15 protein-coding genes are annotated in these 22,652 nt (G+C 40.3%); 1 reads left to right on the forward strand and 14 read right to left on the reverse strand.

The features are described 5' to 3' along the window. The 8 genes from pgi to ACFFIP_RS02935 all read right to left on the reverse strand — a co-directional run bounded on the left by pgi (window position 1) and on the right by ACFFIP_RS02935 (window position 11,276). On the reverse strand, window positions 1-1,647 hold the full coding sequence (gene pgi, locus ACFFIP_RS02900) for a glucose-6-phosphate isomerase (protein ID WP_382386062.1): 1,647 nt from the start codon (window positions 1,645-1,647) through the stop codon (window positions 1-3). 258 nt (window positions 1,648-1,905) lie between these two features. Further along, window positions 1,906-3,813 (reverse strand): sialate O-acetylesterase, encoded by a 1,908-nt coding sequence (locus ACFFIP_RS02905; protein WP_382386063.1) that lies wholly within the window; start codon window positions 3,811-3,813, stop codon window positions 1,906-1,908. A 58-nt stretch (window positions 3,814-3,871) separates the two neighbouring features. Next, window positions 3,872-4,621, reverse strand: coding sequence for a metallophosphoesterase family protein (locus tag ACFFIP_RS02910; RefSeq protein WP_382386064.1), 750 nt, complete (start codon window positions 4,619-4,621; stop codon window positions 3,872-3,874). A gap of 242 nt (window positions 4,622-4,863) precedes the next feature. Next, window positions 4,864-7,620 carry a M14 family zinc carboxypeptidase gene (locus ACFFIP_RS02915; protein ID WP_382386065.1) on the reverse strand — a complete coding sequence of 919 codons (2,757 nt, stop codon included), beginning with the start codon at window positions 7,618-7,620 and terminating at the stop codon, window positions 4,864-4,866. 278 nt (window positions 7,621-7,898) lie between these two features. Continuing rightward, entirely contained in the window at window positions 7,899-8,057 is a 159-nt protein-coding gene (locus ACFFIP_RS02920; protein ID WP_382386066.1) for a hypothetical protein, read from the reverse strand. An 18-nt stretch (window positions 8,058-8,075) separates the two neighbouring features. Beyond that, window positions 8,076-8,375, reverse strand: coding sequence for a hypothetical protein (locus ACFFIP_RS02925; RefSeq protein WP_382386067.1), 300 nt, complete (start codon window positions 8,373-8,375; stop codon window positions 8,076-8,078). Window positions 8,376-8,388: 13 nt separating this feature from the next. After that, a complete protein-coding gene (locus ACFFIP_RS02930; RefSeq protein WP_382386068.1) occupies window positions 8,389-9,552 on the reverse strand; it encodes an aminotransferase class V-fold PLP-dependent enzyme in 1,164 nt (387 codons plus the stop codon). 35 nt (window positions 9,553-9,587) lie between these two features. Continuing rightward, a complete protein-coding gene (locus ACFFIP_RS02935) occupies window positions 9,588-11,276 on the reverse strand; it encodes a sulfatase family protein (RefSeq protein ID WP_382386069.1) in 1,689 nt (562 codons plus the stop codon). Window positions 11,277-11,375: 99 nt separating this feature from the next. Between ACFFIP_RS02935 and ACFFIP_RS02940 the strand changes: the two genes are divergently transcribed. Further along, complete coding sequence (locus ACFFIP_RS02940) at window positions 11,376-12,458, forward strand: glycoside hydrolase family 43 protein (protein ID WP_382386070.1); 1,083 nt, start codon at window positions 11,376-11,378, stop codon at window positions 12,456-12,458. An 85-nt stretch (window positions 12,459-12,543) separates the two neighbouring features. On the opposite strand, the gene bglX is transcribed toward ACFFIP_RS02940, so the two are convergent. From bglX to ACFFIP_RS02970, 6 genes are read right to left on the reverse strand one after another with little or no spacing between them, the layout of a single operon-like run. After that, the gene (bglX, locus tag ACFFIP_RS02945) at window positions 12,544-14,832 is read right to left on the reverse strand and encodes a beta-glucosidase BglX (protein ID WP_382386158.1); all 2,289 of its coding nucleotides are present in this window, start codon (window positions 14,830-14,832) and stop codon (window positions 12,544-12,546) included. Between the two features lie 30 nt (window positions 14,833-14,862). Next, window positions 14,863-16,596: a family 43 glycosylhydrolase gene (locus ACFFIP_RS02950; RefSeq protein WP_382386071.1), complete on the reverse strand. Its 1,734-nt coding sequence runs from the start codon at window positions 16,594-16,596 to the stop codon at window positions 14,863-14,865. Between the two features lie 8 nt (window positions 16,597-16,604). Then, window positions 16,605-17,960, reverse strand: a complete 1,356-nt coding sequence (locus ACFFIP_RS02955) for a glucoamylase family protein (protein ID WP_382386072.1) — start codon at window positions 17,958-17,960, stop codon at window positions 16,605-16,607. Between the two features lie 10 nt (window positions 17,961-17,970). Further along, a complete protein-coding gene (locus ACFFIP_RS02960; protein WP_382386073.1) occupies window positions 17,971-19,935 on the reverse strand; it encodes a glucoamylase family protein in 1,965 nt (654 codons plus the stop codon). Window positions 19,936-19,992: 57 nt separating this feature from the next. Then, window positions 19,993-21,066: a LamG domain-containing protein gene (locus tag ACFFIP_RS02965; protein ID WP_382386074.1), complete on the reverse strand. Its 1,074-nt coding sequence runs from the start codon at window positions 21,064-21,066 to the stop codon at window positions 19,993-19,995. 36 nt (window positions 21,067-21,102) lie between these two features. Continuing rightward, the gene (locus ACFFIP_RS02970; RefSeq protein ID WP_382386075.1) at window positions 21,103-22,644 is read right to left on the reverse strand and encodes a RagB/SusD family nutrient uptake outer membrane protein; all 1,542 of its coding nucleotides are present in this window, start codon (window positions 22,642-22,644) and stop codon (window positions 21,103-21,105) included. Window positions 22,645-22,652 lie beyond the last annotated feature (8 nt).

The following is a 22,652-nucleotide window of genomic DNA, read 5'->3' on the forward strand; positions in this document are numbered from 1 at the left end:
TTATTTCCTGAATGCTTTATAGGCATTGATCAAGCCATTGGTAGAGGCATCATGGCTTGAGACGGCCTTTTCATTCAGTAATTTTGGGAGAATCGCATTGGCCAGAACCTTACCCAATTCTACGCCCCATTGGTCAAAACTAAAGATATTCCAGATTACCCCTTGGACGAAAATCTTATGCTCATACATGGCAATCATCTGACCCAAGGTATAAGGAGTAATTTGCTTTACCAAGATTGAGTTGGTAGGTCTATTGCCTTCAAAAACCCTATGTGGCGCTATCTTTTCGATTTCCTCTGCAGGCTTACCCATCTTGGTCATTTCCGTTTGTACTTCCTCCAATGATTTACCATTCATCAAGGCTTCTGTCTGTGCAAAAAAGTTGGACAATAACTTCACATGATGATCACCAATAGGGTTATGGGAAATCGCGGGCGCTATAAAATCACAGGGAATTAAATGGGTACCCTGATGGATCAACTGATAAAAAGCATGCTGCCCGTTTGTTCCAGGCTCTCCCCAGATGATTGGGCCAGTGGTATAGTCCACTTTATCGCCATTCCTAGTGACATACTTACCATTTGACTCCATGTTTCCTTGCTGGAAATATGCCGCAAACCTGTGTAAATATTGATCATAAGGCAAGATGGCTTCCGATGAAGCACCCAAGAAATTGGTATTCCATATCCCTACCAATGCCAATATCACCGGAATATTCTGCTCAAATGCTGTCGTTCTAAAATGTTGGTCCATGGAATGGGCACCTTCCAGTAACTTTTCAAAGTTATCAAAGCCAATGGCACAGGCGATAGGTAAGCCGATAGCAGACCAAAGGGAATACCTTCCTCCGACCCAATCCCAAAAAGCAAACATGTTTTTGGTATCAATACCAAATGCTTCTACTGCTTTGGCATTGGTAGAAAGTGCCACAAAATGTTTGGCTACAGCAGCCTCATCTTTTGCGAAATCCAAAAACCAATTCCTTGCAGTATATGCATTGGTCATGGTCTCCTGAGTGGTGAAAGTTTTCGAAGCAATAAAAAATAAAGTAGTTTCAGGATCGACCTTTTTAAGAGTCTCTGCTATATGGGTACCATCTACATTGGAAACAAAAAATATCTCAAGATCAGGGTTCTGATATGGCTTTAAAGCCTCTGTCACCATCACTGGACCTAAATCTGAACCTCCAATACCTATATTGACCAAAGATTTGATTGGTTTTCCTGTATATCCTAACCAAGTGCCCTTGGAAATCTGATCAGCAAAAGCTTTCATTTGCGCCAAAACCTGATTCACCTCAGGCATCACATCTTCACCATCTACCATTACAGATTCATTGGAACGGTTCCTTAATGCGGTATGAAGCACTGCTCTCCCTTCTGTCCCATTGATTTTTTCTCCGGTAAACATCGCTTCAATTGCATTTTTGAGCCCTACTTCATTGGCCAAATCAAGCAATGTCTTTTTGATTTCCGTATTTAGTCTATTTTTGGAATAGTCTACCAACAAATCCTCGAATCTGATGGAGAATTTTTCAAATCTGTCAGAATCAGCGAATAAACTCTTAATATGTAGGTTTTTATGAGCAACTGCCAAATGGTTAAGCTTTTCCCAAGAAGCAGTTCGGGTGGGATCAATATTTTTCATTTTTAATGGTCTAATAGGAATAACCTTGCAAAAATAGGATTTTAAATGAGTGGGGGAAAATCTCAGGCAAAATTAGATGGGAAATAACACGAACTCTTTCATTCCCAATCATATTGATCCATGACATTTCTCTTTTATGAAAAGTAAAAAGCACTTTTTTCTTCAATCCCACACCAAAAAGCTGGAGGCACTCAATTCAGAATGCCTCCAATAACTCCAAAGAATTTAAGATCATTAACTAAAAAACCTCTGATTAATTTATTTGATTGAAATCCGAAATGGAACAGCCGGCAAGTTTTCTGAATTATAAAGATTTACTTCAGGATTGTCTGCCCATGCATATCTGATTTCTTGGGGATTTTGGACTTGAGGATGGCTAACCTCAATTTGGTTCTGCCCAATAATCCGAGCATTGGCATTTTTAAAATCGCCATCCTGTGCTTTTATGATAAATCCTTTGACTTCATTTCCATTGGAAAGTTTTAATCCATCACCCACATGTTCAAAACTCAACAAAACCTTAGCATTATTGACTTGATATTCCTTCAAAGCAGGACCTGAATATACCACATCATCACCATAGGCAACTTTCTGTGCTGCTTTCCAAAGCCTTAATCCGACATCCTTTTTATTTCTTGGGTGAATATCATTAGCATTTCCAATATCAATGGTCACTGCCATACCTGTGTTGGGCAATTCCAATGTTTTTGTCTGTGCTTCTCGGAGAGAGGCCCAATTTGATTCAGGCTGAATATCTTTCCTTTCCATGAAATTGGCCAATTGCACATATAGGAATGGGAAATCCCCTATGCCCCAACTTTCTCTCCAACTTTTGATCAAGGTGCCAAAAAGTTCCCTATACTCTTCATGAGCATCTGTATTGCTTTCGCCCTGATACCAAATCACACCGTTGATGGGGTATTTTACGACTGGAGCAATCATCGCATTGTACATCATACCCGGCAACCAATTGTACCACTCCACTTTTGGTAATGCTTCCTCAATCCTATTGTTGTACTTCCAGTCCCCTTCAAGGGAATTTTTTTTATTGCCCGATCTGAGGTAAAATTCCCCTTTCTTTCCTAATACAGGAGAATTGTTCCAAGTGTTGACAATCCTGACGGCCAAAGTATTCTCTCCTTCTTGGAGCATACTAGGAGGAATAGGGAATTCTCTGACACTATGCCCCCAATCTTTGACAAACAACCTTCCACCATTGAGATAGACATACGCCATTTGTTGTATATCGCCCAAATGAATCATATAACCTTCAGTATCATTTACTGTGAACTTCTTTCTGAACCAGGCTATATCTTCGAATGGATTATCGTCAGGCAGACTTACAGTCTCCCATTCACTATCATCATAATTGGAATTCACCACACCTTGGATTTCGCCATTCTGAGGGGCAGTGACAATATCATTTCTTTGAAGCTCCCTTAATTTATTATCAACAACTTCCTGAATCCAATACTCTTTTCTTTCCAACACATCCCTGGCTTTTTCACTATAGGCATCTATTCCCAATAATTTTTCTGCTTGTATCCAACCTTCAGCAGGTGTCCCACCCCAATTGCTTTCAATGATGCCAACTGCAACCCCTTTTTCTAGATGATTTTGTTTAGCAAAAAACCAAGCAACTGCAGAAAAATTCAAAATATTATCAGCATTAGCTTTTTTCCATTCTCCTCCCCTAACATCAAAAGTTTCTTTTGCATTATAATCATGCGGTATTTTGAAAAAACGGATCAAAGAATAATCAGAGTCAATAATTTCTTCCTGAAGCCCTTCTACCTGTGCACTCATCACCCACTCCATGTTGGATTGTCCACCTGCCAACCAGACATCTCCTACCTGAACATCATAAAACATATGTTCATTGACTTCCAAAACATAAGGACCTGAAGCAGGCAGAGGATCAAACTCTACAAGCCAAAATCCGTCATCACCAATTTTTACAGTTTTTTCTTCACCATTGAATTTAGCCACTACAGAATTCCCGGGACTGCCATCACCCCAAACACGGATAGGTTGGTTTCTTTGGAAAACCATGTTGTTGGCAAAAATCTTAGGTAAGTTAATCTCATTTTGTACTGTCTCTTTTTGACAAGCAAATAAGATCAGTAGCAAGACCATTAGACGAATTTTTCGAAGTATATTTTTCATTTTACTCAATGCTGGAAATATGCGAATTTATGTAAGAATGGGATTTTTGCAAAGATGATTACACAGTATGGCCGTTCAGAATATACCCTTCTTTCATGGATTTTAGATAAGTGACTACCTTGCCGTCTTCTCCTATTTCACAAATCCGATAACCAGGATATAAAGAACCCCAGCTCCCTCCAAAATGCCCGGACCAAAGGTAAGGCTTCTTTCTGTTCCACATAATCCCGTTCACATCATGGTCATGTCCATGAAATATGGCTCGAATATTTGCATACTCTCCAAAAAGCTTCAATAATTCCTCACACGCCACGCCATGTCTTGTCCAGTCATTTTGGGAAATATGGATAAATACAAAAACATAGGGAAGATCCTTGAACATCTCTAGTTTCTCTTTTAAAAAAACCACATCAGAACAAAGATAATCTCCTTTTTCATTGGAACTATCTGCTAAAATCAATCCATATTTATCTTGAAATATAAAAGCGTAATCTGTAGGAACTCCCCAGATTTCCTCCCACATATTTTTATCCACTTGATCATGGTTTCCCCTAACTGGGAAATAAGGCACATTAAGCTGGTCATAAGTGCTTTTCACTTTTGGCATCCATTTGGGATCATCATGAATCAGGTCTCCATTGAAAACCACAAAGTCCAAATCGTTCTCTTTTTGTAATGCAGAAATCAGCATATGATGACTTTGCTGATAATCTGTATTCGGCTGACCATAATGTCCATCTGAAGCAATTGCAAATTTTAATTTTGCCTTCTCAGGCATTGCTGTTTTCCCGTAGAGTAAAAATGGCATAGTTGAAGATATGGAGGTAATTAGGCTGAGCTTTTTTGTGAATTGCCGACGATTCATATCACTTATTGCTGAATTATTCTGAATATAACTATTCCAATACCTTCTGCAAAATCAAATACGAATAAAAAAAACATTCATTATTTAACATGATTGAAAAAAGAAACGCAAGGGCTATTTGAACCAATAAAAAAACCAGGACAACTTAAAGTCATCCTGGTTTCTTATATTTTATAGCTTTTGATTTATCTCAATTTATCCCAATTGATTAAGGCATTCCAAACCATAGGAGCATCATGATGGTTAAGATACCTATGCAATGGATCAAAAGTAAATGCTAGAATATTCCCTTTTCCTACAGGCACATTGAATACAGCACCATGACCTACGATTTCCTGCTCATTCCGTACCATTCCAGAAACTACATATGATGGGCTCTTCTCATCTTTCTTGTCTGCTTTGGCTGCCTCGTTTCTATCTCTCATGCCCATAATTGGCCCTTCATATGGAACTTCATCTTTTAAAGGCTGAAAGCCATATTGCACCAGCATCATGTCACGGTTGTATTTGTCTGTTTGCAGCAAAGGTCCATTTCCACGGAAGATATTGAAACTTTCAGGGAAACCATTAAGAATGGGTGAATCTGATTTTCTGACTTTAGCCATCACAATGGAGCCGGGATGGAATAAACTTCCTGCACTTACCGGACTCAATTCAGAAGCAATACCTGCTTCAGCAATGATATTACTAGTATTATCCAATGTGATCAAAAGTCCTCCTTCTTCTACGAATTTTCTCAGATTTTCCATTCCCAAAAATCCTGGACCACCTGTCATATCAAGGGTATAGGCCGGAAATCCATGGGAAGGAAACTCAGGTGTTTTGGTATAAGGCATTGGCCCAAATTTTTTATCCACTCCATTGATGAAGTTTTTGGCATTTCCCCTTACCCTAGGCAATAGGATTACATCAAATTTTGATCTAAGATTACCTGTCTTAAGAACGTCCTTGTCTATTGAAGTATATGGAATCCCCCTCTCCTCGAAAGTGAACCTTGACCATCCCTCATCTTGGGTATTGTACCAGGTATGATATATCGCCACTCTTGGTAATTGGATATTTTTCTGAGCTGAAGCAACAATCCCATCACCACCAGCTTTTAGGTCCAATCCAAAATCCGATGCAATTTTAGCTGCTTGATTTTGGTTGATTTTCTTGATCAGGATTGACCCGGCACTCAGTGTATCTCCTTCAAAAATTGTTTCTTTCGGGAGGATGGTCATCTCAGCATTTTTGTTTTGGGATTTTAAGGCATATAAAGCAGGAAGCACATTGTTTTGAGCCTTGTAAGCCAAAACATAGGTATTTCCTTGCCCTGCCACTTTCCCTTCATATTTGACAGTAGTGTCTACTTTCTTCAAAGAAGAAGTATTCAAATCTAGACTTTCATGTGATTCAACTGCCACACCATACAAATTAGGCAATGTCCAAGCGATAGCATCATATGGAGGAAATTTTGCATCTTTTGGATAAGCTGTCGGTGTCATCAATGACACTAATAAGTTACGATAAGGCTGTTCCGTCAGAGCTACATAGTGAGTATCATTTTCATGTACTTCTATACCTTGGGCAATCAACTGGCTGGCCAGATATGCTGCCATGGCTGGATCACGCTGATCTTTGGCAATGGTGTAAGCTTTTGGTCCTTCTTTTCTGCCCTTTTCAACACTGTTCAATCCTTTTTTGTAAAAATTGCTCAATAAAAGCTCGGAATTATTTGCTGCATAAGACAAGGATGCAATAACGCCTACCATGGTATAATTGATGTTATTCCTGTATGACCAGTTTACCTGAGGCGTAGCAGGGTCAGGTCGGTACCACTCTTTGGAAGTAGCCAAATCACCGGCATAGCGTGATGTTGAAAGATCCCTCAAATAGGTATCTGCTCCGGCATTGCCGTAAGTTTCATAAAACCTTCCATTGGAATTGTGATTATTGGCAACCCAAATGCCATATCCTGGCCACCAACCATCATAAAACGCCCACGTAAATGCACCTGGCATCCCTTGGGAAGCTACGGCAGCCACGTCATGGTTGCCCATCACCTGCCATTCGCTTTGAGTAATGGGATCAACATAATCATTGTAAGGGCCTGTACCTGTGGAAATGTACAACAAGGGAACAGACTCATGAAGGTCCAACATCACAGTAGGATGAAACTCAAAGAAGCCTTTGAAAATAGATTTGGTGATCGCCTGAGAGATCTGAAGACCATCTCTATTGTTATCATGGAACACATATTGACCCCAATATGGAGCAGACCGCGGAAAGCCATCGTCAAATTTTTCTCTTCCTTTTGTATACCTGTAGTACCAGTCCACTTGCTTATCCCAACCATCTGGTTCCATGACTGGATTGATGACTGTAATTACATTGTTCCTGATTTTTTGAATTTCAGGTGAAGTAGAGGTAACCAAACGATAAGACAGTTCCATCAGCATCTCTGGAGAACCCATTTCAGTGGCATGCATACCACCTGAAACATAATACACAGGCTTGCTGTCCAAAACAATCTTTTGGGCTTGTTCAGGAGTAGTTTTTCGTGGATCAGCCAACAATGCAAGTTGACCTTTATAATGATCCAATCTTTGCATCGATTCTTCATTGCCTATGATGACAATGTAAAAGGGTCTGCCTTCTTCTGAAGTACCCATTTGCTGAACTTCCACCATAGGTGACGTTTCGGCCAGTTTTTGATAATACCCAAAAATCTCATTTGACCTATGGATAACACCTTCTGCTCCGGTAATATGACCAAAATGTTTTAAAGGTGAGGGAATAGTAGGATGGTCCACCACATCCATGAGGGACTGTGGCAAAAACCTGTCATCGGTGGTAAACTCTTTGATTTTTTGGATGTAGTTCTGATCAATAGTTTGGGATATAGCGGATAATTGAAAAAAAAGAACCGCTAACGCCAAGAAAGAAAGGTGTTTTTTCATAATGGGGAAGATTGTGAATAGAACCAAAAAGCTACAAAATTTGAATCAATTTAAAAATCGGTTTTGAAAAGCTTCTCGATTATAGGGATAAACGGAAAATTCTTCTAAAAAACATTTCTGACTTCTTATCACTAAGAAAAAAATTACTCAATTCCATCATTTCTTAATTTTTCAACCAACGGTAAAACCAATCAAAACCTTCCGCTTGCATCGCCAAATCAAAATTATGCGGTCCGAGATGGAAAGTAAAACGGTACTTATCTAAAACTCCTGTCTTATTAAAAATTACAGCCAACATCTGGTCTGATTTTTTCACTTCCTCCAATGTAATCTGAGCCATCTTCCAAATTATTGAGCACCATGTTTGGTTTGGTTGCCCTCAAGGCCATAATTTCAGGGAAATCCAACTCTTTGGAGAGCATTGGAATATAGGACATTCAAGCTTGGGTATGGAATTATTTCAATAAAAAGTTAATCCAGGTGGTCAAAAAACCAACACTGATGGCACATTCAATTCTTTCATCCAATCCTCCCAACATGACTGTTTTTAATCCTCCACCAGAAAGTCCTGCACAACCTAATCTCTCCGGGTCCACATCAACCCTTGATGCCAAAATATCCAAAGCGATATGATCTTCCGTCAAATAAACCGCAAGCCAGGAGATGCCAGCACTGAAAAGGGATTTGGCTAAAATATGCTCATGGTCAGAGGCCCAAGAATTGTCGGCAGTGATATTCTCCCTTTTGGTTCCCATAACGGGAATTAGTTTAGGATTTTTCAGCCAAAACCCCATCCAGTACATGAATTAAAGCCTGTACATCCTCCTCAGTATTGTATAAATGCAAAGATAGGCGGATGGCTTTCCCCCTTATAGAAACAAATATCTTGTTTTCCTGCAATCTTTGAATGATTTCATTGCTATCCATTCCTTCCGGTAGGCCTACTCCAAATAGGTGTTTGGACCTATAGGCATCCTCTTCCAACCAGAATCCATTTTTCCTGAAAAATTGGATCATTGGTTGAGACAATACTTCGCAATAAGCTTGGAGATTGGCCACTCCCCATTCCAACAATTGTTCCAATGCGGCATTGAACATGGGCAGTAAAATGAAATTTCCGTATTCACCTACATTGTATCTTCCTGCTCCTGGGGCATAATCGTCCACATATTGAGTGAGATTAGAAAATTGCTGGGCATTGCTCCTGTTGACCCAGGTTTCTTCCAAGGGTACCCCATTATTGAAATATTCAGAAAAATAGGCTGCTCCGATGGCATAAGGCCCCATCAGCCACTTGTAACCTGCACAAATCAAAGCATCTACTTGACATTCCTGAACATCTATTGGAAGCGCTCCTACCGACTGGGTACCATCAAGAATAAAAAAGGCATCATTCTCTTTACATTTTTGACCAATGGCCTTCAGATCAAATTGGGTTCCATCTGCCCAATGGATGGTGGACATGAGCACTACTGCAGTATCCTGATTGATGGCTTCCAATATTCTTTGGTTCCAGATTTCCCCTCTTCCTTGCTTGAATTCCGGTGCGGGAATGGTTTTTAATTGTTTGTCATGATCCCGACACCATTTTTCTATGGCATAATAACCACTTGGGAACTCATCAGAGACAACAATTGCGGTATTGCCATTATCCAAAGGTAAATTATTGACAGCAGTGGTCAGACCATAAGATGCGGCAGGAATGATGGCTACCTGTTGGGCAGGACAGTTCACCAGTTTTCCGAAATTTGCTTTGACTTTCTCCCCAGTTTCAAAAAAGTCCTTGGGCTGAATGCTGGTTGGATTCCTCTTTTGGGTAAGCGACTGAATGCCAATTTCTTCTACAGAACGCAGCAATGGAGACATATATGCCCCATTCAGGTAATGGATATCCTCTGGGAGTTGAAATAGATGTTTCTGGTTTTCAATCATGGTATTATATTTAATAAAAAAGAGCGGTTCTGGCATCAATCTTTTTTCCTGTTTTTTAAAATTTCTTTCACTTTTTCCTGATTAGCACCCCAAACTCCCTTGGCTTCTATATCATCCAAATAAGTATTGATATAATGCTGGCTGAGTTCCTTAGAATCACCGTATTTCAACCTAAGTGCTTCCAAGCGATCATGTAATTCTTTTTGTATTCCTGCATACTTTGGATCACCATATACATTCCTCATTTCGTAGGGATCGTTATTCCTATCAATCAATTCCCATTCATCCACATCGAAATAGTAGTGGACTAGTTTATAGTCCTTTGTCACAATCGCATAATGCCGCTTGACCATGTGTACTGCAGGATATTCGTAATAATGGTAATAGACGGCATCCCTATCCCATTTTGCGATATTTCCGGTCAATAAGGGCATCATACTTTCTCCCTGCATATCTTCAGGTGCTTTTATTCCGGCAGCCTCCAGAAATGTCTGGGCAAAATCTAAATTTTGAACCATTTCATCCGATCTGCTTCCTGCTTTTATATTTTTTGGCCATGAAATCATCAATGGCGTTTTGAAAGATTCGTTGTAAATAAAACGCTTGTCAAACCATCCATGCTCTCCCAAATAAAAGCCCTGATCAGATGTATAGACTATGATGGTATTTTCCATCAATCCGTTGCTTTCCAAATAATCCAAAACCCTTCCCACATTTTCATCCACAGAGGCAATAGTACCTAAGTAATCCTGCATATAGCGCTGGTACCGCCATTTCATTTTTTCCTCATCAGTCATTTTTGGAAATTCCTTCTTGAAACGCTCCATAATCGGAGTATAATATTTATCCCAATTGGATCTTTGCGCAGGATTTAGCCTTCCAACTTCTCCCTCAAAAGCCGATTTATCCCAACCTGAAGCATCTTGGATACCCAATTCATCCAATAATTCCGGGTAAACCTTGGAGTCACCTGCCCAGTTCATATGCTTAAGCAGGTTCATTTCTGCTTCTCGGGCAGCTGTGCCCCTACCTGAGTAATCGTCAAATAATGTTTTGGGCTCTGGGAATGTCTTGTTGGTATATTCTTCCAAATGTCTTTCTGCAGGCAACCACTCCCTATGTGGTGCCTTATGAAGGTACATCAACAAGAATGGCTGATCTGCTTTTCTCTCATTTTGAAGCCAATCCAATGTCATATCTGTGATAATATCCGTGACATATCCTTCTACCTGAATGTTCCCTTCATTTTTGGTGATAAAATCAGGATTATAATACTTCCCTTGACCAGGAAGGATTTTGAACTGATCAAATCCTTTTGGGTTGTTGCCAAAATGCAGCTTGCCAAACATGGCTGTCTGATATCCTTCATGCTGCAATATTTGTGGAAAAGTGATATTGGCCGTATCGAAGGCAAAGTGATTATCGATTTTACCATTTATATGAGAATGCTTTCCGGTCAATATCGTTGCTCTCGATGGAGCACAGATAGAGTTGGTTACACTGGCATTGGTAAACAACATACCCATGTTCGCAATCCTGTCAATATTCGGAGTCTGAATTAATCTGTAATCATAAGCAGAAATGGCCTGATAGGCATGGTCATCAGACATGATAAAGATGATGTTAGGCCTTTGGTCTGACTGCTCTTTCTCCGGACGATTGCAGGATAAAAACACAAATACGCTAATCAGAATTATGGAAATTTGGACAATTGATGGTCTCATAGGATTGGGATTTATTCTGAAATATACCTGAAATGAAAAATAATGAATAGATTTATTTGATAAAGTGTCCTATTTTTAAACAAACCTATTAACAAAACAATGAAACATTACTCCAAACCACTAGCATTTTGTGTGATGCTGGGGCTATTCAACTGTAGTCCTAAAGAGAAAGAACAAACTGAACAAACTGAAGAAGTCAGCAAATTTGCACACCCTCCATTAGTGTCGCATATGTTTACTGCGGATCCCTCAGCACATGTTTTTGAAGGAAAAATTTACATCTATCCATCCCATGATGTTGAAACAGCAGTAACTCAAGATGACATGGGTTCACATTTTGACATGAGGGATTACCATGTGTTTTCCATGGAAAAACCGGGTTCTGAAGTTATTGATCATGGTCCTGTATTGAAATTAGAAGATATCCCTTGGGCCAGCCGACAGCTTTGGGCTCCTGACGCAGCACAGAAAGATGGGAAATATTATTTATACTTTCCTGCGAAAGACAAAAATGATATTTTCCGCATAGGAGTGGCAGTTTCGGATAATCCTGCAGGACCTTTCAAAGCCGAGCCGAATTATATCCAAGGAACTTTCAGTATGGATCCAGCTGTATTTGAAGATGGGGATGGAAGCCATTACCTATATTTTGGCGGCATATGGGGAGGACAGCTCCAATGGTTTGAAGACCAAGAGCTTGTAGAAGGAAGAAAAGGCCCAACAGATGGCCTACCGTCAGCTGAAGAAACCGCTTTGATGCCTTATATTGCCAAACTACAGGATAACATGGTAGAGTTGGCAGAAAGGCCCAAAGAGGTCATCATCCTTGATCAAGATGGGAATCCCATTAAAGCCGGTGATAACAATAAAAGGTTTTTTGAAGCAGCTTGGGTACATCAGCATAATGGAACATATTACCTCTCCTACTCTACTGGTGACACCCATTTTATTGCTTATGCTACAGGAGACAATCCTTATGGGCCATTCACCTATCAGGGAAATCTCCTAAATCCTGTAGAGGGATGGACTAATCATCATTCTATTGTCCAGTTTGAGGGCAAATGGTACTTATTTTACCATGACACAGAAATATCAGGAAAAACACCATTAAGAAACATCAAAATGACTGAGCTGATCCATGAAAATGACGGCAAGATCAAGACCGTGGACCCAATAAAATAAAAAAATAAACCCAATAGCTTGAAGCTGAATGATCAGCTTCAAGCTATTGGGTTTTATTTTAGGTATGAGAGATAATGTGTCTGGTTTAATTCCAATCGATTTTGGTTTTGATCAGGTCTCTGGAATTACCACCAACCATGATTTCAAATTCACCTGGCTCCCAGACAAATTTTGCATCCTGATCATAAAACATAAGATCTTTTTGCTTTAGCTCAAACTCCACTTTTTTCTTTTCACCGGATTTAAGGAATAACTTTTCAAAAGCTTTTAATTCTTTTACCGGTCTTGTGATCGAAGCTACCAAATCCCTGATATATAACTGCACTACCTCTGCTCCATCATATTTCCCATCATTACTGATTTCAATTGAAATTATTAATGATTGATCACCTTTTAAGGAATTAGAGCTTATCTGCAAGTTACTGTAATTGAATTCTGTATAGCTTAGACCAAAACCAAAAGGATATAGTGGATCATTGGATACATCAAGGTAATTGGACCTGAACTTCTGAAACCATTCGCCTTCAGGTAAAGGTCTCCCTGTATTTTTTTGATTGTAGTATATGGGTACCTGACCGACATTTTGAGGAAATGTGGCCGGAAGCTTACCCGATGGGTTGACATCTCCAAAAAGGACATCTGAAATGGCATCACCAGCCTCGGAACCTGCAAACCAAACATTCAAAATACTGGGGATGTTTTCAGCCTCCCATTTGATGGCAAGTGGTCTACCCGTAAAGAGCACCAGTACTATCGGTTTCCCTGTCGCTTTCAATGCCTGTAACAACCTTCTTTGGTTAGCCGGTAATTCAATATCAGTCCTACTCGATGCTTCACCGCTCATTTCAGCAGCTTCTCCCATAGCAGCAATAATCACATCTGCATTTCTGGCGGCCGCTACAGCTTCCTGAATCATCACCGCTTCAGGCCTTTCATCCCTATAGGTTGGTTTACCAAAAATACTGACTCTGGACTCTAACTCTGGATCTTCTACCACATTAGCCCCCCTGGCATGTATAATTCTGGCCTTTTCTCCCAAAGCCTTTTCAAGTCCATCTTTTAGGGAAACAGATTTTTCAAAATTAGCAGCCACACTCCAGGTACCGGTCATATTTTCCCTGTTGTCCGCCATAGGACCAACAAGTGCAATTGTTCCTTTTTTCTGAAGAGGAAGAACATTTCCATCGTTTTTCAATAACACAAAAGATTGGGCAGCTATTTCCCTGGCAATGTTTCTATGTTCCTGTGAAAAAACTACTTGCTTGGATTTTTCTACATTTGCATACCTATATGGGTCCTCAAATAACCCCAGTTTAAATTTAGCTACCAATATTCTCCTTGCTGCATCATCGATTTGCTTTTGGGTAATTTTACCTTCTTCCAATGATTTCTCCAAAGTAGTAAGGAAACCCTCGCCAACCATATCCATATCTACACCGGCTTTTAAAGCTAATGCAGATACCTGCTGCAAATCTCCCAAACCGTGGTCTATCATCTCATTGATAGCTGTATAATCAGTTACAACAAATCCATCAAAGCCCCATTGGTTTCTCAAAACTTCTGTCATCAACCATTGGTTTGCAGAGGCAGGAATACCGTCTATGTCATTGAATGAGGTCATCACAGTTCCTACTCCTGCTTCAACGGCAGCTTTATAAGGCAAAAAATACTCATTGAACATCCGCTGACGGCTCATATCCACAGTATGATAATCTCTGCCGGCTTCTGGAGCTCCATACAAAGCAAAGTGCTTGACACAGGCCATAATGGTATTATCCAAACTCAGGTCATCTCCCTGATATCCGGTAATCATAGCTTTGGCTATAGCGGCACCAAGAAATGGGTCTTCCCCATTTCCTTCAGATACCCTACCCCATCTTGGATCTCTGGAGACATCTGTCATAGGTGAAAAAGTCCAGGAAATCCCATCTGCACTGGCTTCTATAGCTGCTATCCTGGCAGATTTCTGGATTAGCTCCATATCCCAACTACTTGCAATCCCCAAAGGAATCGGAAAGATGGTTTCATAACCATGTATAACATCCATTCCAAAAATCAAAGGTATTTTCAACCTGCTTTCCTCCACAGCAATACGCTGAACATCTCTGATCTTTTCAGCTGATTTAAGATTGAAAAGTCCTCCGACCTTACCTTCCCTGATCTTTTCTGCAATGTTGGAATTTGATGCCTGACCGGTAGTGATATCTCCGGCTGCAGGAAGATTAAGCTGACCAATCTTCTCCTCAAGGGTCATCAATGCCAATACAGAGTCGGCTTTTTGAATATAATAAGCATTGGTGCCTTTTTCAGCAGTTGGTTTGCTGCAGGCCAGCATGACCATCAATAGCAAAACAAATAATATTGAATTTCTCATCATTTCCTTCTTTTTGTTTCTTTATGATTATCAATTTACTTTTTGCAAAGCGCTTCTTTCGGAAATCCCGTTTTCATTGAATGCTTCGATTGAAAAATAATAGGTTTGGTCTGTGTTCAGTGATTTTAAATCCAATTGATTGGTTCCATATACCAACCAAGAACTGTACATTTTATCAGGTGCAATTCCCCAGATGATATTGTACCCTTGAGCATCCTTTACAGTTTCCCAGGTAATCATGGCATCCCTTTTATCAGTCTGCCTAACGACTTTTAAATTCTTGACGTTAGAAGGGGCTTTACCTTTGCCATTGCCAAAGACCCTAAATCCTGAAATTGCCAAAGAAGGCGTTGGAACATGGATATTTTCATAGCGGACATACCTGGCATCTACTGGAAAATCCAACTCCACATAATCATTTGGCACATCTTTAAAACTATTACTTCGATCCACGACAGTCACCCACTCCTTGCCATCTAGGGAGGTTTTCACCTTATACCGGTGAAATAAACCCTCAATTTTCCCATAAAGATTTGAGTTATGGTCATGGTAATTGATCTGTATAGATCTTACAGATGAAGGGTTTCCCAAATCAATTTCAACCCATTCTTGGGTACCATTTTGTTGAGCCAACCAAAATGTCTTCACATTTTCATCAACCAAATGATGGCCACTATGCCCATCAATTTCTGATGAAGTCTTTACCTGCTTGTTGTAGGAGAGCAGCATCCATCCGGCAAACTCACCTTTCTTACCTGGTGTGGCCGGTGCAAACCTAGGATAATCCCCGAAGTATGTATCCACATGCATCAAACCATCCTGATCAAAATAAGTGGGGAACATGGAGATTCTTCTTTCCCAGTTCACATTGACAGATACTGCATTGGTCCCAAAATGCCAGTAAGCCTTTTTAGGTCCTAAAACAGTACTACCGTGACCTGCCCCGTTCATAAAACCACCTGGCTTATAGGAAACCGGATTATTTGGAGCATAAGTATACGGCCCTAATGGATGATCACTCATATAGACCCCATCACCATATACATTGAATTCTGTCCCAGGCGCTCCATACTGCAGGTAATACTTCCCCTGATGCTTCGTAAGCCAGGGGCCTTCCATATACCCCCCCAAGACTGTGTCAGCGTGGTTTTCCCCGAACCTTTCCCAACCATGTTTGGACATATCAAGATTAAAAAGTTCATGAATTTCCTTATCTGGACGGAACTTATTTTTCAAGTCCAATTTTCTTGCTCTAATTGGGTAAACGTTAGATGAACCCCAAAAGACATAAGCTTGATCGTCATCATCTATGAAAATATGAGGATCCTGCAAATCATATAAAATCCCAGGTACTGCTTTCCAATCGCCTTTCTTTGGATTATCGGTATACAATACACTCATAGCTCCAGAAGGGTTTCCGGAAACATATAGCACGGAATCCTTATAATTATGAGCAGTCGGTGCATTGGAACCTTCGAAATACCATTTTTCAGGTTTGATAAATGTCCAATTTGCCAAATCCGTAGAATGCCAATATCCCATTGAACGGGTCACAAACATGTAGTATTCTCCCCTGAACTCTACCACTGCAGGATCTGCTCCTGAACGGTAAGACAAATCATTATGGGCATTATAAATCATGTAAGTATAATCCAGATTGATCGGATTACAATATGTTTCCATCACAGGATTTTGCGATTGGGCCAAAAAAGGAAATGACACCAAAGCGAAAATCAATAAAAGTAAATCATTGCTCTTATTCATATTCCGGTTCAGTTTAAATGAGGACTACTAAAACCCAATTTAACTAATCCGCCTTTCACTTCTGGTGCAGACATAAATAAGTCCCAAAGTAATCCGGATCGGTGATTTTCAATCATGACTACTATTGGCCCTTGGTCAATGGCCAAATACCTTTGGGGAAACCAATCCTCTTCTTCCGAATACGCATCATAAAAACCATAAGGCCCAAAAAGCTTATCCCCATAGTTCTCAAACCAAAATCTCATCGCTTCCATAGAGTATTCCGGTGTATAAGGGAATGAAGATAGTGCTGCTGTTGGGGATATAACCCCCTTATCTTTATTTTCTCCTGGCGCATGGGCTGCATAGCCATTTACCGAATAACTTGCTGTCAATCCCCAGGATTTTTCTCCATATCCAGCAAAACCTAAAGGATTTTCCAGACACCAGGCCCTATTGGCCAGGGTATGGTTTACATTTTGTCTCCAGTAATCCGCATATCGATCTTTCAATCCTCTAGGGTCCAAACCCAAATAGGAATAGTGCGCCCAGAACAAGGGTCCTCCCAATTCTTCCGCACCATTGTGTCTCAATTCCAAAAGATGACCATAAGGTTCTGCATTAAATGCAATTTCACCTTTTCTTGCCCAACCATCATGATATACCTCTTCAGTAATTGGATAATTTGGAGAAGATGCGGCCAAAATATAAGTGATCAGGGTTTCATCATATCCCTTAATCGGGTGGTTCTTCTGAAATCCAATAGAAGGAGACCAGTGCCAAAGCAAGACATTGTCTCCCTTTTTAATGTACCAGGACCATTCCATTTCCTCCCATAATTGATTGATCTTTTCTACAAGCAGTTTTTCCGAAGGATGGTCATTTTGAAAATATTGCCTTACCGTAAGGAGGCCTTGGGCCAAAAAAGCAGATTCCACCAAATCTCCGCCATCATCATCTCTTCCAAAAGGTTTTACCTTTCCTGTTTCACCTTCAATCCAATGTGACCAAATCCCATGAAACCGGTCTGCCTTGGCAAGATAGTCCACGATTTTATCTAATCTTTTCAAGCCTTCATCACGGGTAATAAAACCTCTTTCAATCCCAACCAATATCGCCATAAGACCGAAGCCTGAACCTCCCGTAGTGACTACATTTTGATCATTCTGTGGATAATCTCCGTCTATGTGAATTCTTTCGCGGGCCATTCCTGAGGTAGGCTCAGCTCCTTCCCAGAAATATTGAAACGTCCTATATTGTACCAATGTCATCAGGGAGTCATCGCTGATGACATTGGTTTCCAACTCAACTTCCCCCTTCTTTTCCTTACAGGAGCAGATTTGAGTCAAATTGATCAATAATATCAAAAAGAATAAATATCTCATTTTTTAAAGTTTAATAGGTGAAATTTAAATTCCGTAATCCTGAAAGGACTTCAGGATTTCTCATAAATAATGACCATAACAATCTAGACCTATGGTTTTCGATCATTAGGATAATAGGGCCTTGGTCTATGGCCAGATAAGAGTTCGCATACCAGGACTCCGTAACATTAAAAGCATCGTAGAAACCATATGGGCCCCATAGCCTATCTCCCATTTCGAAATAAAAAAACCTTAATGCTTCCATTGATATTTCTGGGGTATAAGGAAAAGAAGAGAGTGCTGCTGTCAATGATATGACGCCAAGGTCATTAATGGGAGAATGGGCACTGTAACCTTGATGGTTATCACTTGCTGTAAAACCCCAACTGTTCTCCCCATAACCGGCAAATCCTTTTGGATTGTTGATTGCATGCGCACGGTTGATTTTGGTATGCATCTTTCCCTGCTCCCAATAATCTGCATAAGCATCTTTCAGGTTTCTCGGGTCCAATCCCAAAAAGGAGTAATGTGAAAAGAATAAGGGCCCTCCAAAATCCTCTCCCAATGGAAGATTGAATTGATAGAAACTGTTTCCATTTTTCATTTGACCATTTCTAGCCCATCCTTGATCATAAACCTCTTTGGAGATTGGGAAGGTAGGTGAAGAAGCAGCCAAAACATAAACTATCAATGATTCGTTGTATCCCTGAATTGGCAAATTCATATCCCAGCCAAAATCTGGCGACCAATGCCAGTAAAGCACATTTTGACTACCTCTGGTGTACCAGCTCCATTCTACTTCCTCCCACAACTGCTGTATGTGATCTATTATAATCTTTTCTGTTGGAATTGATGGTTGGAGAAACTCCTTTACAGTAAGAAGTCCTTGTATCATAAAGGCAGTTTCAACCAAATCTCCTCCGTTATCTTTTTGACTAAAAGGAATGGTTTTACCTGTATTACCATCCAACCAATGTGGCCAGACACCATGAAATCTATCAGCCTTGGATAAAAAATCCACAATCAGAGCTAAGCGTTGAACACCTTCTGACCGAGAAATAAAGCCTCTTTCAATACCCACAATGATTGCCATCACGCCAAATCCAGATCCACCTACCGTTACCAGATTTCCCGAGGTATTCCTCTCTCTTGCCATACCACTTGCAGGATGGGCAAAATCCCAAAAATACTTAAAGGTCTGTTCCTGGATTTTGGTCAATAATGCATCATCTGAGATCAGAGGGAATTTCAAAACTCCATCTGGTCCGGTGTAAAATACACGCTTTTCTTCCGGAAATGCAGCACCTGATGCAGACTTAAGTGTATTGGAAATTTCAAGCTCAAATTTAGAAAAGTAGGGAAGCTTGCCTGATGATTTCAAAGTAACTTTTCTGTCTTCATTTGAATATTCGACTTGCAGTCCCAGAACTGCCTGACCACTTATTCGGAAGGCATTTTGAGCAGTAGATCTGTCCACCGGCGCTGAAAAATTGATTTCAATATTGAGGTCAACATTCACATCTATAACCCTATTGGAATTGACCAACCGACCTCCTTCAAATTGAATACTTTCAATCCTTAAGCCATCTTCTTGGGTCTTAAATTGAATTTGTCTGGACAAAATAGTCTGACCTGATTCACTTCTTAAGAAATCAGAAATAGACAACAAATACGTTTCTCCCGCTTCCAGTGCGCCAATTGGCCTCAAAATGACATTTGTATTATCGGAAGATGTGGCAAAATTGACATTTACTGGATTACCGTTCAATCTACTTAAAATAATCCCTTGATTGAGCACACCTTCATCTACAGGCCTGCTAAAATACATGGTTATCGGCCTATCCAAAGGAAGACCTTCACTATAAGGCGGATCCAAATTGATTGTTTCAGTACCTACTTCTACTTTCAACAATGTAAACGCTGGCACATCTTCTCCTCGTTCACCACAGGATACAAGTAAAAAAAACAAAACAAAAAACAGCGCAAGGTGCTTCATGGTCACATGGGTTTGAGAAAGCAAAGGAGTCCTCTGACCCCTTTGCTTAATTAAAGTTTATGGTTTTTCGGCATCAATAATTGTCCTGATCTCATTTTGACTCAATGCCTTATTAAATAACCTCAGTTCATCAAAATAACTCTGATCAGACAAATGACCCCATTCTGTAAATCGTGGTGCTCCTGATCCAATTGACAATACATCACATCCTGTCCAATCGATTCCAGGGAAACCTCCCTGACTCACAATTTCTCCATTGATATAAACAGTCACCTGACTTCCTGAAATGGTAAATGCCAAATGGGCCCATTCTCCATCAGCAGGATTGAGGTCTGCAGCAGCCCCACCATCAAACCAGTTGTCAGATCCACCATTCCCTACATTCAATTTGAAACGTTGATTTGGACCTGCTGCTTCCCTGAAAAATCTGAAACCCTTTGATCTATTATTTGGATTATTCGGATTATTTGGATCAGGTGGTCCTATCACCAACAAACCTGCCCTATCAGGCGATGCATTCACTTTATACCAGAACACCGCAGAGAATTCCTGACCTAACAAGCCTGCTGTTGGGAAAGTCAAATATGCATTAGAAGCCCCAGAATAGGCTCTTCCTGAAATGCCATTTACGAATCCAGGGGATCCAGAAACATTTGCATTTCTGATATTCACCAACTCCGTATAATCTCCATCAAATGGGAGATAGAAAACTTCCCCTTCATAAACAGGTCGATAAGGCTCTACTTTTTCAAACCTAACAGTCTCCACTGTGGATTTACCTGATTTATCTGTCGCTGTGATCGAAAGTATATGTTCTCCGTTCCCCAATGAAGGATAAGTATAGGTCTTTACCACTCTTCTGTAGTCAAGAAAATCATTAAAAGATTCCAGTTGATTGCCATTCAGAGAAATAGTGACAACATCTACTTCAATATCGTCTCTGACTTCGAAATTGATATCAATGGAAGTCACATCCTCTACCACCCTGATTAAGGCACCCTCAATCGGGAAATTGATCAGGATTTCAGGAGCAGCATTGTCCGGTCCTGGATCAACAGCTACAATATCGTCTATATAGCTATCTGTACACCCTGCAAAAGCAAAGATTACAGCTAGTAAAATTATCTGCATTTTTTTCATAACTCAGTTATTTTGGTTAATGAATACTCAACCTCCATTAGAGGCATTTCTTAATTGTGGAATAATATCCAGTTGTTCCAACGGATAAGGAAGGAATCTATGCTGGGCTTGCTGGAATGACCTGCCTTCATAATTCAACTCTGAGGTTTTTCCATGTCTCACCAAATCATAAAATCTTATACCCCATTCAGTACCAAATTCTGCATATTTTTCATCCAAGACTACATCCAAATTGACCGATGAGGCTGTAGCCAAACCTGCCCTTGACCTGACTTGATTGACTGCCTGTTCGGCTGATAAAACAGTACTGTTTGCACCGCTCACCAATGCCTCTGCATGCATCAATAAAATCTCCGCATACCTGATGACTGCAAAGTTTTTATTCTCGCCATAAGTAAACCTACCTGGAGTAAGTTGGGTTGATGGCAAATAAAACTTACCACTTAACATTTTGTACCTAGGGTGATTGTTGAAAACATCCCCATCAGGAGTAATATGTGAAACCCAGCTAGGTAAGTTTTGGAAATCAGGATCATTTCTCAATTCGGTGATGGCATCCGGAGTAAACAAGATTGAAGTCTGAACCCTTGTCTGCTCTCCCCTAGAAAGCAGGAATTTCACATATTTCATACTTGGCTCCCAGAAGCCCCAACCACCACCTGCACCTGCTACTGCCGGTGTCCAGCTGGCAGGTCCAAAGAAATCCCATAGGTATCTGGTATTGGTACCTGTAGGAGTACCAAAATCAGAGTATTGAAGCTCTAGAATATTCTCTCTGTTAAGTTTTCCTGGAATTTTGAACAGGTTATAATAATCCTGCTCCAAAGCGAATAGATTACTACTGATAATCTGACCAGTAGCATCAGCCACTGCCTGATAATTTTTAAGCTCCAAGTTGGCCATTGCTTTCACTGCCAGTGCAGTGTAAGCGGTAATTCCTCCTCTGACATCTGATCTTTGATTGGGATGTACTGTTGGCAAAGAAGGAATTGCTTCATCCATCTGGGAAACAATATGTTGTAGTACGTCCTCAAAAGAAGACACTTCTACATTGTACAATGCGCTGGGTTGTGATGAATTCGGAATTAGGATATTACCCCAAAGCCTGGCCAATTGAAATAGCTCAAAGGCACGCATCACTTTAATTTCCGCAATGTATTGTTGCGCCAAGGTAGCATTAGCTCCTGCATCCTGATATTTCTGGATTTCTTCCATGGCTCCATGCCAATAAAGCAGATCGGTATATAAATTCAACCAAGTGGAATTATACATCCAAAAATTACGGTCGTACCTGAACAGATCTGTTTCCGTCAAAGGAAATTGATCTCCTGCAGCATTCACATCATCGCCTCTCACAGAGATGATCGGGAAGGTTTCCCATTGCAATGAGTTTAATTCTGCATAAGAACCATATAGCATCAGAACCATATTTTCTGATTGCGTATAGTCAGTTCCATCAGCTACTATTTGGTTTTCCAAAGGTTGGTCAAGAAGGTCCATACAAGAGGAAGTCCCAAATAAGACAGCAACTAATGGAATAAGTATTTTAGTTTTAATATTTCTAGTCATGGTAGTGC

This window comes from Fontibacter flavus (genome assembly GCF_042432905.1).
In the GTDB taxonomy this organism is placed as follows: Bacteria; Bacteroidota; Bacteroidia; order Cytophagales; family Cyclobacteriaceae; genus Fontibacter; species Fontibacter flavus.

What these genes read in the sequence shown, in the direction of transcription:
- pgi (WP_382386062.1), bottom strand. Translation starts at nt 1,647, where the DNA reads ATGAAAAATATTGATCCCACCCGAACTGCTTCTTGGGAAAAGCTTAAC.
- ACFFIP_RS02905 (WP_382386063.1), bottom strand. Translation starts at nt 3,813, where the DNA reads ATGAAAAATATACTTCGAAAAATTCGTCTAATGGTCTTGCTACTGATC.
- ACFFIP_RS02910 (WP_382386064.1), bottom strand. Translation starts at nt 4,621, where the DNA reads ATGCCATTTTTACTCTACGGGAAAACAGCAATGCCTGAGAAGGCAAAA.
- ACFFIP_RS02915 (WP_382386065.1), bottom strand. Translation starts at nt 7,620, where the DNA reads ATGAAAAAACACCTTTCTTTCTTGGCGTTAGCGGTTCTTTTTTTTCAA.
- ACFFIP_RS02920 (WP_382386066.1), bottom strand. Translation starts at nt 8,057, where the DNA reads ATGTCCTATATTCCAATGCTCTCCAAAGAGTTGGATTTCCCTGAAATT.
- ACFFIP_RS02925 (WP_382386067.1), bottom strand. Translation starts at nt 8,375, where the DNA reads ATGGGAACCAAAAGGGAGAATATCACTGCCGACAATTCTTGGGCCTCT.
- ACFFIP_RS02930 (WP_382386068.1), bottom strand. Translation starts at nt 9,552, where the DNA reads ATGATTGAAAACCAGAAACATCTATTTCAACTCCCAGAGGATATCCAT.
- ACFFIP_RS02935 (WP_382386069.1), bottom strand. Translation starts at nt 11,276, where the DNA reads ATGAGACCATCAATTGTCCAAATTTCCATAATTCTGATTAGCGTATTT.
- ACFFIP_RS02940 (WP_382386070.1), top strand. Translation starts at nt 11,376, where the DNA reads ATGAAACATTACTCCAAACCACTAGCATTTTGTGTGATGCTGGGGCTA.
- bglX (WP_382386158.1), bottom strand. Translation starts at nt 14,832, where the DNA reads ATGAGAAATTCAATATTATTTGTTTTGCTATTGATGGTCATGCTGGCC.
- ACFFIP_RS02950 (WP_382386071.1), bottom strand. Translation starts at nt 16,596, where the DNA reads ATGAATAAGAGCAATGATTTACTTTTATTGATTTTCGCTTTGGTGTCA.
- ACFFIP_RS02955 (WP_382386072.1), bottom strand. Translation starts at nt 17,960, where the DNA reads ATGAGATATTTATTCTTTTTGATATTATTGATCAATTTGACTCAAATC.
- ACFFIP_RS02960 (WP_382386073.1), bottom strand. Translation starts at nt 19,935, where the DNA reads ATGAAGCACCTTGCGCTGTTTTTTGTTTTGTTTTTTTTACTTGTATCC.
- ACFFIP_RS02965 (WP_382386074.1), bottom strand. Translation starts at nt 21,066, where the DNA reads ATGCAGATAATTTTACTAGCTGTAATCTTTGCTTTTGCAGGGTGTACA.
- ACFFIP_RS02970 (WP_382386075.1), bottom strand. Translation starts at nt 22,644, where the DNA reads ATGACTAGAAATATTAAAACTAAAATACTTATTCCATTAGTTGCTGTC.